Source organism: Roseibium album, from assembly GCF_001404515.1.
GTDB lineage: Bacteria > Pseudomonadota > Alphaproteobacteria > Rhizobiales > Stappiaceae > Roseibium > Roseibium album.
Window position 1 is genome coordinate 129,995 of record NZ_CXWE01000007.1, and the last position, 12,634, is coordinate 142,628.

A 12,634-nucleotide genomic window follows, 5' to 3' on the forward strand; every position below is an offset into this window, starting at 1 on the left:
TTGATTGAGACGCAAAAACCTATCAGGAAAAAAGCCTACGCATTCATCGCGCCAGGTTCTGCAGGTAGATCGAAGAACCTGAAATCGTTTCTGCCGCTGTTCTTGACATCATAAAGCGCGACGTCAGCGTTCTTAATAATTGCATTGGCATCCGAACGGGAGCCGGAGATCGGCGAGATACCGACACTCACTCCAATTCGGATCGTATGTTCCTTTATGGAAAACGCACCCTGCAATTTGTGAACGATCCGGCTTGCGATGACTTCAGCAACCGTCCTTGACGCTCTGTTGAGGATGATACCGAACTCGTCACCACCCAGCCTGGCCACAAGATCAGTGGACCTCACGCACGCTTTCAGCCGTTCGCTGACCTGTTTGAGCAAGGCATCGCCCGCGTCGTGGCCATACGTGTCGTTCACCGGTTTGAACTTGTCGAGATCAAGCAGCATCAGGGCGCTTTCCGAATCCTGATCCAATTCCTCCAGGGTTTCGTCGAGCCGGGAATTGAAGAGTGTTCTATTGGCCAGCCCTGTCAGCGTGTCGTGATGCGCTGCATACTCGATTTTTTGAACGGCCAATTCACTCTTCGTGACGTCCTCGTGCGTTCCGATCCAGCCGCCTCCAGGCAGTGGCGCATGAACCGCGCTGATGAACCTTCCGCTGGGATGCCTGAATTTGGAGCGAACGACTTCTCCAGCTGAGAGCCGAATGAGCAGATCCCTGACGTGTTCGATCACGTCTCCATCGAATTCACCACGGGCTTTTTCCGCCTCAATCAGGTCGACAAGGGTAACGCCTTCTCTGACGTCGTCCTCTGGCTTGTTGAAGATGTCGATGTACTGCTTGTTCCAGAGCCTCAGGCGGCCGTCCTTGTCAAAGACGCTGACGCCTTGCCTCATGTTGGCCAGAATGGCTTCAAGTTCCAGAGACCGGCTGCGCGAAGCACGTTCGCTTTCGGCCAGCTGGCTTTCCATTCTCTTGCGGTCTGTCACATCAAAGAAATTGTAGACAAAACCGCCCGAAGGCAACGGCGTCCCTCTGATTTCCAGATACGAACCGCTTGCGGCACCGCGAACATAACTGTGGGGTTGGGTTCGGTCGTAGGAATGAAACTTGTCGAGAGCGAGTTGCTCGGGGTCGCCCTCGCCATAGTCACCTCGCTCCGCGTTGTATTTCAGGTAGTCGAGCAAATGAAGTTTCTGATCGACGAAATCCTGCGGATAACCAAGGAGGTGCCCGAACTCCGAGTTTGCCGCCCCCAATTGAAAATTCTCGTCATAATATGCAAATCCGCCTGGGAAATTGTCGAAGATCGCCTGCAGCGTGTCGGCTTGCTCCTTTGTTTCCGTGATGTCGGCGATCGATACGACAACTCCGTCCAGTCCATTTTCGCCAAGCGGATCGATCGGCCTCGCGTTTATGCGAAGCCAGGTCAAACCATGGCGATAGGAGGTGCTCAGGCTCGCAACGAGATCCGTAACGGCGTCTGGATCATGAACAGCCAGTTTGAGTGGGTCGCTGTTGTTGATGAATTCCGAAGACTCCAGGGTGACCGAGCGCGCGAGTTCGTCAATTCGAAGACCCGTCAATCCGTTGTCGTCAAAGCCAAACAGTTTTTCCGCCACCGGATTTGCGGATTCGATGACACCATCCCGCGACAGCAAAAGAATGCCCTCGCTCAAGGCTTCCAGTGTTGCCCGTTGAACAACTTCCGACTGCCGGATTGTCTGTTCCCGCCGTTTGTGGTCTGAAATATCCAGAAGACTGAACACGATACCGCCATTCGGCAAAGGCGTGGATCTCACGTCCAGAACAGTCCCGTCTGCAGTTACCCGTTCGAGTTGAACAGGCTTTCCGCTCATGAACGGGTTGTATCTCTCCTCGACCACCTTCTCTGCTTTGCTTGCAACGCGCTGTTCCTGGCGTGCGGCGTACATCATTGTGTCTTTCAGGTGAGGTTTCTGGGACAGCAATTCCTTTGGAAGCTTGAAGGCATTTTGGAAGGCATCATTATAGTTCTGCAGATGCAGGGCTTCATCGAAATAGACCATTCCGCCGGGAAAGTTGTCGAAGATCGCTTGCAGGGTATCTCTCTGGGTCTTTGTTTCCGTGATGTCTGTCAACGAAACGACGATACCGTCCAGACCGAATTCGTTTGTTTCGCCAATGGACGCTGCATTGATCCTGAGCCAGGCACCTCCGGTTTCGTTTCGCCGGGTAACATGAACAACTGTGCCGTTGACATGATCGGAACCGTTGGCGATTTGCCGGAACAGGTCATCAGGTGAGTTGAACGCTTTGTCTTCAAACCGGAACTCAAGGTCGAGGTCCTTGAACCTGGTGTCGACAACGTCTTCATGCGAACAACCCAGAAGGTCTTCACCGGCCTTGTTGATTGACCGGATGCGCCCGGAACGGCTGAGGAGAAGGACACCTTCCGACAATGTATGCAAGGTGGCCCGGTGCATGGATTCGGAGCAACGGACCGACTGTTCGGTCTTTTTCCGCGCAGTAACGTCCTGAAGAGCGCCGACGATACGGATGACTTCACCGTCTTTGACAATGGGTCTGCCGGCGGCGCGGACCCAGATGTTACGACCCTTTGCAGTAACGAAAGGCAGTTCGGCATCCCAGCTGACGCCAAGTTCGATCGCGTCCTCGACTGCCTTTGAAATGATGTGGCGGCTGTCGGGCGGATAGAAAGACAGTGCAAAATCCACGGTCGGACGAAAATCCGAGGGCACTTCGTGAATCTCTTTCGTTTTGTCAGTCCATGTCAGTGTCTTGGTCCGAACACAGAGCTCCCAGCCGCCGACGCCGGATACACTTGTAATTTCTTCAAGAAGATCATTCTTTTGAACGGCCAGTTCGTGTTCCTGCTCGGCCTGCGCCAGAGCTGCATCCTTCTCCCGTCGAATCTCATGCGACTTGATCAGGCCCTCGACAACCTTGCCCAGCCTGCGCAATTGATTGAGTTGCTGCCGGGAAGGGCTACGTGGAACACGGTCGATGACGCAGAGCGTGCCCAACCGGTTCCGGCCATCGATGGACAGGGGGCATCCGGCGTAGAAACGGATATTGGGAGCCCCGGTCACGAGTGGATTGTTCTTGAACCGCTTGTCGGCATGGGTGTCTTCGACGATGAAAAGCTCGTCGGAAAGAATGGCGTGCTGGCAGAATGAGATATCACGCGGCGTGCCTTCGACATCCAGACCGCATCTGGCCTTGAACCACTGCTCATCTTCCGAAACGAGGGACACCAGGGCTATTGGGCAATCGAATATGGCTGCAAGGGCTTCAACGACGGAATCGAATTCAGGCAAACGTTCAGACCCGAGGATCTGAAGTTCGTGCAAGGTCTCAATTCGCTCTTCTTCGTTTTCTGGCCTCACGGTATCCATGCTGCGTCCCGTCTCCCACAGGAATCTCCTTTGGGTATGTGCCCGCCGGATCGGAAATGACACTAGGCCAAGAAGCGCAACAAATGATTAAGTTTTGAACATTCCCGGCATTGTTGGAGGATGGCGCAACCTGCCTGAGAGATTTCATAAGGTATTGATAATAATGTATTTTTAGTGGAAATGGAGTTGCCGGACACCAACAATTGAACACAAGGTGCAGACGTCACGCATTCAATCTGTTTCCACAGCGTTTTCTTCGAAATGCCTGTAGCCGTCGCGGCCTTCGTTCTTGACGGCATAAAGGGCAAGATCAGCCTTCTTTAGGATCGGACTCGCGACTTGTTCGCCGGAAATGGATGCAATACCAACACTTGCACTGATTTCGAGAATGTTACCGTTGATGTGGTAGGGCTTCTTCAGTTTTTCGACAACACGCTCTGCAATCCTGGAAGCCAGATCCCGGTCACCGGCAGTGTTGCGGACGATGATCGCAAATTCATCTCCGCCCAGTCGTGCGACGGTGTCCTTCGTTCGCACGCACTCATTGAGGCGCACCGCAGCCTGAAGCAGAAGATCATCGCCGACATCGTGGCCGTATGTGTCGTTCACCGGTTTGAAGTGATCAAGATCAATCATCAGAAGATCGCTTGTTTCATCGTGGTGTTCTGTCCTGGCGATTGCGTCTTCAAGCTTGAGGTTGAAAAGCGTTCGATTGGCCAGCCCCGTGAGTGTGTCGTGATGAGCGGCATATGTGATTTCCTCGGTCGCCTTTTCACGCGATGTCACGTCCTCATGCATACCCACCCAACCCCCGTCAGGAAGCGGCGTGCGCACGATACTGATAATCGTGCCGTTGGGGTGTTTGAAGTTGGTTTTGATAACCTTGCCGGCATCCAGTTTTTCTCTCAAGGCAGCGTAAAATGCATGGGGGTCGTCGTGAAATTCTCCCCGTTCCTTCTCCAGCTGAAGCATTTCGACCAGTGTCATGCCCTTTCGGATTTCGCCATCCGGTTTTCCGAAAAGTTTCTGGAAATCGGTATTCCAGAGTGTGATGCGGCCCTCGCCATCAAAGACACTGACACCCTGCCGCATGTTGGCGATCACCGCCTCCATTTCAAAGAGGCGATTGCTGGCAAGCTGTTCTTTTTCAACGAGCTGCTCTTCCATGCGTTTGCGTCTGGTGATGTCAAGAAAACTCGATACGCTTCCGCCGCCCGGAAGCGGCGTACCGCGCACTTCGAGAACCTTGCCGTCGCTGGTTCTGCGCTCGTAGGCGTGCCGGTTGCCGGCGCCGTACCTGTCCAGCCTCTCGCCGGCAATCAGTGCCGGGTCACCTGGGCCATAGTCTCCACGGTCTGCAAGATACCTGATGACCTGTCGCAAGTTGGGCCGCTGGTCGAGAAAATCGTGTGGCAAGTTAAGCAGACGGGCAAATTCTTCATTCCAGAAGGTGAGTTGAAGCTGCGTGTTGTAGTGAACCAGGCCGCCGGGGAAATTGTCGAAAAACCCCTGTAGAGTGTCGGACTGCTGTTTGACCTTTGTGATGTCGGTGAGCGACACGACCACGCAATCCGGGCCGTGAACACTGTTTTCGTCGACAGGCCTGGCATTGATCCGGAGCCATCGGACCTGTCCGGATCCGGCTTCCGCAAGTTGAACTTCGAGATCCAGATCCTGTCCCGGGTCGGTCACGGCGAGAACCAGTGGGCTCATGCGATGGCTGCCTGCATCGGCTACGTCTTGAAAAGTCAGCTGAAGGTCGTGGACATTGGATCCGACCAAGGTGGTTTCCGGATAACCCAGAAGTAGCGAGGCAGCCTTGTTTGACGACTGAATCTTGCCTGAAGGGCTTACGAGAAGAATACCTTCCTGAAGTGCTTCGAGCGTTGTTCGCTGGATGACCTCGGAGGTCCGGACTTCCTCCTGCTTGCGTTTGCTGTCTGAAATGTCCTGGAGCGCGCCGATGATGCGGCGAACCGACCCTCCTTCGAATACGGGATTTCCGACAACCCGGACCCAGATTTGCCGATTCCCGGCGGTGACAAGATTGAGCTCAAGATCCCAGCCGCAACCGGTTTCGAAGGCAGTCTCGAATGCTGCTCGTAGCGCTTTGCGGCTGTCGGATGGATAAAAGCTCAACGCGGTGTTCAAGTTCGGTTGAATATCTGGCCCGACCTCATGAATTTCCCGGGTCTTTGCTGTCCAGGTCATTGCGTCCGTTTTTGGGTCGTACTCCCAACCGCCTACGCCCGAAACAAGGGTGATTTCCTTGAGCAGGTCCTGGTTCCGGCGTGCTCTGTCCTGCTCGAGTTGCGCTTCTTGTAGCGCTTCCCGGGTTTCCAGGCCTGCCTTGTGGGCCTTGATGAGACCTTCGACGATCTTTGCCAGGTTGCGCAGCTGGGCGATTTGCTCCTCGCTCACACTGCGGGGTTCTGTATCTATGACGCAGATCGTTCCGATACGATGTTTGTCGTCTACAATAACTGGACAACCGGCATAAAATCGGGCGCCAACGTCTCCGGTGACAAGCGGGATGTCGCAAAATCTGCTGTCTGCCTGTGCGTCCGGCACAATCAGAACATCATCTGAAAGGATGGTATGCCCGCAGAAGGAGTTTTCCCGATGCGTTTCTGTCGCATCGAGACCAAAAGCGGCCTTGAACCAGATTTCTTCGGCATCGACAATCGAAATCACGGCCATGGGACAGTCAAACAGATATGACGCGTTCGAAACTGCGGCGTCGAACTCGTGCAGGTGCTCTGAGTGAAGGAGTGCAAGCCTGCGAAGAGCTTCCAGTCTTTCTGTCTCAATTTGAACCTGCGCAAGCGTCATAGGCGGCGTCAACTCCGTGATTGAAATGCAACGGATCCAAGCCAGAGACTTAGTATCGAGATTTTTTCAAAGTGTGTGCAATAAACCCAGAATTGAAATATCCAAAGGGAATAAAACCAAATAGTTGCATTGATGCAATTAATATTTTCGCATTCGAAGTTGGAAAGTACTAAGAATACTCCCTTTCCGGGCAGGTTGAATTTTATCGAGCGAATATTGATATATTTGGGGTTCGAGTTCCAAAAACACAAAGAGCAGTACAAAGCAATGAGAGACTGCCAATACTAATTGTGCTCTGCAGCCTAGAGAGAATTGCCAGTATCGCTGAACCGGACCCCAACAAAAAACCCGGCACGAAGCCGGGTTCCAGGGAATGTGGAAAATTCCACAAATATTCTGCTTGTTCAATGCGAGCAGATTTATTGATTACGCCGCGCGGCGGAAAGAAAGGCTCATGCCTCCGCCACCGGAACGATTGCGACGACGCTCTTCCGGCGGAATATACACGATTGCGCTATGTTCAGCGCAGTAGGAGACACCCGGCTCAACGCGAGTGTTGCACGGGAATGTGTAGTTTCCAGCTTCGCCTTCTGCCCATTTGCAGCAGCCCGGACGCGGGAGAGTCATGTCAGCCATTTGTTCTTCCTTTTCAACCAAGCAACAAAAGCGCTCGAGCATCCTCGGGAGGAGAGGATCCGAACAGCTTTCGTAAGAAATCGGATGTAATCGGCGCTCGGGACGTCATCCGTTGTCCAACCTGTAACAGGTGCCCTTCAGCAAGCGCAGGCATTACATAAGCGGCATGTCACAAAAATGCAATAGAATACCTGACATTTCCGGCCTGCACTCAGCGCATAGCAGGTTAATTTAAGACAACGAATATTGCAGTGCGCGCAAAGATGAGTGCGTTCAGTTGATGTCGTCCGGGAATGAGCCACCCGCTTCGCGAAGCGCCTGAGGCGTATCGAGGTCCAGACGTGCAGCGATTCCAAGCTCCACTTCGGCGACAAAGCCCGGATTGTCCGCAATGATATGTCGCGCACCGACATCTCCTCGAAGGCCGTTGAGGGTGTCAAAAAACCGCCGGTCCCAAAGGACGGGGTTGCCGCGTTTGCCATTTGCGGTTGCCGTCACAATCAGGTTGTTGTCGCTGCCCTGATAGGTGGCAATCAGTTTCCCGATATCTTCAGTTGTAATCCCGGGCATGTCACCGAGCAGAATGAGGACGGCCTGTGTGTCAGCGGCCAGCGCCTTCATTCCGGTGCGGATGGAACTGGCCATGCCGTCGGCAAAATCCGGATTGTGAACGATTACGATATCCAAGTCTGCGACCTGGTTGCCAACCTTGTCCGCAAGATGTCCGGTCACGAGGATTGTCTGCGACAATCCGACGCCACAGGCAGCTTCACCCACGTGACGAACAAGAGACTTGCCATCGAGTTCTGCAAGCAACTTGTTCGGCCCACCCATGCGCGTTGATTTTCCCGCTCCGAGGATAATCGCCGCGATTTTCGCAGTTGCCGATTGTCGCTTGGTTTCGCGGGGTTGTGGACGCGTTCCGATTTCCATCAGGAGGCCTCCAACGCCCATTGCAGTGATGTCGTCCGGTTCGGTCGCCACATCGGCAAGCAATCGGTCGAGAACCCAGTCGAAACCGTTTTCCTTGGGGCTCCTGGCGCAGCCGGGAGCACCCAGAACGGGAATGCCGTCGAATTCCGCAAGCATAAGCAGATTTCCAGGATCGACCGGCATGCCAAGATGCGTCACGGACCCACCTGCATGTTCGACGGCCGCTGGAAGAACATCGTAACGGTCGACAACCGCGGAAGCACCGAACAGGATCAGAAAATCGGCGCCCTCTTCCGCAAGCGTTTTCATGGCGGACGCAACAGGCTCCTCAGAGTGAGGAACACGTTTTTCCGCAAGAATGGAACTGCCGCTCGGTCTTAGCCTGTCTTCCAGAACCCTGCGCGTCTTGTCCATTGTCACCGGTTTCAGATGTGGCAACTCCGTTGCGACAAGACCGATCTTCCTGGGTTTGAACGCTGCAATCCCCACGGCCTCGCGAATGGCAGCTTCCGCACGGGTCAGGGACACGTTTGAAACGGCAAATGAAATGATCTTGGCGGTGGCGATCATCCGATCGCCGGAAACCTTGCTGTGGTTCGGCAGGGTTGCGAAGGTTATGGCCGGATCAATTCGATTGGCAGCGGTGACTGCCTCGCTATTGACGACAAGAATGCCGTCCGTGTCCGCATAGAGGTTCATGCGGCCGGTAAACGCTGTGTCTTCGCTGATACCGGGACCCTTCGCAGCCAGACCCAGCCGCCTTGCTGCTTCATCCTCGCCGACATCGCCGACTTCCAGCTGTGCAACAGTGAGGCTCGATTCTCCGGTTGACAACAGTTCGCGGCAATCCTGTTCGGTTAAGACATGCCCCTTTTTCAGCACCCGGCCAGGGAGTCTCGTTTTGTGAGCAAGGATGCAACCGGCTGCTTCGTTCAGCGGAACAGGGCCGAACTTCATAAACCTGGCTCCGGCGCCTTGCGCAGCGCGCTGATGATTGAGCCAAGAACAGCGACTGCGATTTCTTGAGGAGATGCTGCCCCGATATCCAGGCCGATCGGCGCGTCGATCCGGTCGAACAGCGCTGGATCCAGGCCTTCTGCCGTGAAACGTTCCAAGCGTTTGCCGTGAGTTTTCCGGCTGCCGAGCGCGCCGATGTAAAAACATTCGGTTTTAAGTGCCTCTATCAGCGGAAAGTCGTCGATCTTGGGATCATGTGTAACGGCAGCAACCGCTGTATATGCATCCAGAGGTGTGTGCTTCAGAACCTCTTCAGGCCAATCCGGTCTAAGGGTGCATCCGGGAAAACGCTCTTCCGTTGCAAAGGCGGTCCGCGGATCGATGACGGTGACATCCAGACCGGCGATCTCGGCCATGGGTACCAGCGCCTGGGTAATGTGGACTGCGCCGATCACGACAAGTCTTGGAGACGGCACGGAAACGGTCAGAAATACATCGCCGGTATCTGTCGCGACGGTTCCGGACTTGCCTGACCGGAAGCGTTTTGCAAATTCGTCCTTCAAAGGATCGGCGGAGTGGTTCCCGCTTCTGCGCACCAGCCTCTGGGAGCCGTCGTCAAGCCGGGTTACGAGAATGGCTGCGCGGCGTGCGGCACGTTCCTCATTCAACTGTTGGAGCAGAGAAAGATCCATGATGTCAGGTTCGGTCCGTTGCCAGCTTCAGACCAAGTCCGACCAGCAGCGAGCCGCCTATCCAGCGGGTCAGGTCCTGGAAACGGGACGTTCTGGCAAGCTTTTTCTTGACCTGGGATGCAAAGAGCACGGTCACGATATCTGCGGATGTAAATGCCAGATTGACGACCATTCCCAAAACGAGAAATTGCGCCCAGATTGGAAGGCTGGCCTCGGGGCTGACAAACTGGGGAAGAAACGCAATGAAAAAGACGGCAACTTTCGGGTTGAGCACCTCGACGAGGATGCTGTCCACAAAGGCTCTTCGTGACGATTTTTGCGGCAGGGTGGGGACGGTGCCGTTCGAGACCTTTGTCCGGATCATCTGGACACCGAGAAAAACCAGATACAGGCCTCCGGCAAGTTTGAGAGCAAAGTAGAGGCTTGGAACAACCGCAAAGACCGCCGACAGGCCGAACGCTGCTGCAAGAACGTGAACGTAGCAACCCAGGTGTATCCCTGCGGCCGCCATGAAACCGGCGCGCTGGCCGCGTGAAACAGTCTGTGCGGCTGTATAAAGTAGGGCAGGTCCGGGCATATACGCGAAAAGCGCGGTTGCTGCGAAAAAGGCGAGAAGCGTTTCAGTTGTCGGCAAGGCGAAATCTCAATCAGTTGACGGGTTCGACATAGACACGGATGCGGCCACCGCAGGAAAGACCGACGCGCCAGGCCGTTTCATCGGCGACACCGAATTCCAGCGTTGTCGGTTTTCCGGTTTCAATGACTTCGACGGCTTCTGCAACCACGGCGCCTTCGACACATCCACCCGAAACGGAACCCTCGAAATTGCCCTCGGCATCGATGACGAGATGAGAGCCGACCGGACGCGGTGCCGATCCCCACGTTTCGACAACTGTTGCAATCGCCACGTCACGGCCGGATTTGCTCCAGTCTTCCGCGGCTTTCAACACATCAGCGATTTGCCGGCTATGTGCATTCGTCATTGCTTGATCCCCGAAGAATGTCTGCCCGACTCGAATATAGAAATTTTTGAAGCAGATGAAAGCTCTACAAAACAGAAACGGCACCTGACGCCTCAGATGCCGATCCATTTGGTCAGTTGGTTTTTAGTCTTTACTCGGCGGCTGACTGAAGACAGGGAGCCGCGTTTCGAACGGTTCCGTCCACATGGGCCTCAAATGTCTCGAAGTTGTCGACGAACATCTGGACGAGTCTGGCTGCCTGCAGATCGTAGGCCTTCCTGTCGCTCCAGGTTTCGCGCGGTGTCAGGATATTTGTCTCGACACCCGGAACAGCGACAGGGACTTCAAAGCCGAAATTCGCATCCGTGCGGAATTCTGCCTCTTTGAGGTCTCCCGAAAGGGCAGCCTGGAGCAACGTGCGGGTTGCCTTGATTGGCATGCGGTGGCCGGTACCGTGTGCTCCACCGGTCCAGCCGGTGTTGACCAGCCAGCAATCCACATTGTGTTTTGCGATCAGCTCTTTCAGCAGATTGCCGTATTCGGACGGATGTCGCGGCAGGAACGGAGCACCGAAGCAGGTAGAGAAAGTTGCTTGCGGCTCCGTGACACCTTTTTCGGTGCCGGCTACTTTAGCCGTGTATCCGGACAGAAAGTGATACATCGCCTGTGCGGGCGTCAGCCGGGCAAGAGGAGGCATCACGCCGAACGCATCCGCAGTCAGCATGATGATCGTCTTTGGTATCGGCGCGTAACCGGTCGCACTGGCGTTCGAGATGAAATGGATCGGGTAGGCGGCACGGGTATTTTCAGTTTTTGAACCGTCGTTGAAATCCGGGATGCGATTTTCATCCAGCACCACGTTTTCCAGCACTGTGCCGAACCGCTGCGTCGTCGAGTAGATTTCGGGTTCCGCTTCGGCGGAAAGTTTGATCGTCTTGGCGTAGCAGCCACCCTCGAAATTAAAGACGCCACCTTCGCTCCAGCCATGTTCATCGTCGCCGATCAGCGTCCGGTCAGGGTCAGCGGAGAGTGTTGTCTTGCCTGTTCCCGACAGACCGAAAAAGACGGCTGTGTCACCGGCGTCGCCGACATTTGCGGAACAATGCATCGACATGATGCCTTTCGCCGGCAGAAGGTGGTTCAGCATTGTGAACACCGACTTTTTCATCTCACCGGCGTAGGACGTTCCGCCGATGAGGACGATCTTTCGGGTCAGGTCGCAGGCGATGACCGTTTCGCTTCGGCATCCGTGCCGCGCGGGATCGGCTTTGAAGCTCGGCAGATCTACGATCGTCATTTCCGGCGCGAAGGAAGCAAGCTCCGCAGCCTCTGGCCGCAGCAGCAAGTTGCGGATGAACAGAGAGTGCCAGGCATATTGTGTATAGACCCGCACAGGCAGGCGGTGCTTTGGATCCGCTCCGCCATACAGGTCCTGTGCAAACAGCTCGAGACCTTCCGCATGCCCCAGGAAATCGTCCAAAAGGACATCGAATTGCGACTTTGAAATCTGGGCGTTGTTGTCCCACCAGACGGTATCTCTGGTCTCCTCGTCGAGAACCACGAATTTGTCTTTCGGAGATCTTCCGGTGTGGATGCCGGTTTCGGCTACGAGCGCACCGCCTGCTGCAAGCCTGGCTTCACCGCGGGACAGGGAATGTTCGTAAAGGGCAGGCTCGTTCTGGTTCCAATAGAGCGCCTTCAGCCCCTTGAAGCCGAAGGATTCGCTGCCACTGGAAGGGTTCCTGACACCTGTTTCTTGCATGTTCCCGCAGTCCTCGTGATGGGTGCAATTCCGTCGCCGGAGACAGACCAAGAAGACTTTTCCGGCTGTGAGGGCTGCGAACCTAGTAGAATGACTGAACGGCAGCAAGACTACCAAAGGTGCTATGTCATTGTTTAATCGATTAAAATGTCGCGCAAAGTTTTGAATGATTAATTTGGAATGCAAAGTAATAAACGAAACCTTCGAATTGTTCGACTTGAAGAGCAATGCGAAAATATTCGCACTTAAATCGCGCATCCTGTTAACGAATTTTGTGTTCGCGAGTGGTTAACGTACAAAGCGTCCAAAAGAGACCTTGTATTTCGGTGTTCAAGCCCTCATCAAGCAGATTGCGACCCGGTCTGAAGGTTTTTGGAACGCCTGAAGATAGGGTTTGCCTTAATTTATGCGCATTTAGCAGGCCAAAGGCTGTGTGATACAGTAAGTAATACCGATGCG

At 54.6% G+C, this 12,634-nt stretch carries 8 protein-coding genes; all 8 read right to left on the minus strand.

Features of this window, described 5'->3' with window-relative positions; translation table 11 throughout:
• Positions 1-35: 35 nt before the first annotated feature.
• Entirely contained in the window at positions 36-3,401 is a 3,366-nt protein-coding gene (locus LA5095_RS23075) for a PAS-domain containing protein (protein ID WP_055119286.1), read from the minus strand.
• Positions 3,402-3,632: 231 nt separating this feature from the next.
• Positions 3,633-6,233, minus strand: a complete 2,601-nt coding sequence (locus LA5095_RS23080) for a sensor domain-containing diguanylate cyclase (RefSeq protein WP_055119287.1) — start codon at positions 6,231-6,233, stop codon at positions 3,633-3,635.
• Positions 6,234-6,659: 426 nt separating this feature from the next.
• A complete protein-coding gene (locus LA5095_RS23085; protein WP_055119756.1) occupies positions 6,660-6,869 on the minus strand; it encodes a hypothetical protein in 210 nt (69 codons plus the stop codon).
• A gap of 273 nt (positions 6,870-7,142) precedes the next feature.
• Positions 7,143-8,759, minus strand: coding sequence for an NTP transferase domain-containing protein (locus LA5095_RS23090; RefSeq protein ID WP_055119289.1), 1,617 nt, complete (start codon positions 8,757-8,759; stop codon positions 7,143-7,145).
• The gene (locus LA5095_RS23095; protein WP_055119290.1) at positions 8,756-9,451 is read right to left on the minus strand and encodes an XdhC family protein; all 696 of its coding nucleotides are present in this window, start codon (positions 9,449-9,451) and stop codon (positions 8,756-8,758) included. Before LA5095_RS23095 ends, LA5095_RS23090 begins: the two co-directional genes overlap by 4 nt.
• Before the next feature lie 4 nt (positions 9,452-9,455).
• On the minus strand, positions 9,456-10,085 hold the full coding sequence (locus LA5095_RS23100; RefSeq protein WP_055119292.1) for a LysE family translocator: 630 nt from the start codon (positions 10,083-10,085) through the stop codon (positions 9,456-9,458).
• Between the two features lie 13 nt (positions 10,086-10,098).
• Positions 10,099-10,434, minus strand: coding sequence for an XdhC family protein (locus LA5095_RS23105; protein ID WP_055119759.1), 336 nt, complete (start codon positions 10,432-10,434; stop codon positions 10,099-10,101).
• A 130-nt stretch (positions 10,435-10,564) separates the two neighbouring features.
• The gene (locus LA5095_RS23110) at positions 10,565-12,175 is read right to left on the minus strand and encodes a phosphoenolpyruvate carboxykinase (protein ID WP_055119294.1); all 1,611 of its coding nucleotides are present in this window, start codon (positions 12,173-12,175) and stop codon (positions 10,565-10,567) included.
• Positions 12,176-12,634 lie beyond the last annotated feature (459 nt).

What these genes read in the sequence shown, in the direction of transcription:
- LA5095_RS23075 (WP_055119286.1), bottom strand. Translation starts at nt 3,401, where the DNA reads ATGGATACCGTGAGGCCAGAAAACGAAGAAGAGCGAATTGAGACCTTG.
- LA5095_RS23080 (WP_055119287.1), bottom strand. Translation starts at nt 6,233, where the DNA reads ATGACGCTTGCGCAGGTTCAAATTGAGACAGAAAGACTGGAAGCTCTT.
- LA5095_RS23085 (WP_055119756.1), bottom strand. Translation starts at nt 6,869, where the DNA reads ATGGCTGACATGACTCTCCCGCGTCCGGGCTGCTGCAAATGGGCAGAA.
- LA5095_RS23090 (WP_055119289.1), bottom strand. Translation starts at nt 8,759, where the DNA reads ATGAAGTTCGGCCCTGTTCCGCTGAACGAAGCAGCCGGTTGCATCCTT.
- LA5095_RS23095 (WP_055119290.1), bottom strand. Translation starts at nt 9,451, where the DNA reads ATGGATCTTTCTCTGCTCCAACAGTTGAATGAGGAACGTGCCGCACGC.
- LA5095_RS23105 (WP_055119759.1), bottom strand. Translation starts at nt 10,434, where the DNA reads ATGACGAATGCACATAGCCGGCAAATCGCTGATGTGTTGAAAGCCGCG.
- LA5095_RS23110 (WP_055119294.1), bottom strand. Translation starts at nt 12,175, where the DNA reads ATGCAAGAAACAGGTGTCAGGAACCCTTCCAGTGGCAGCGAATCCTTC.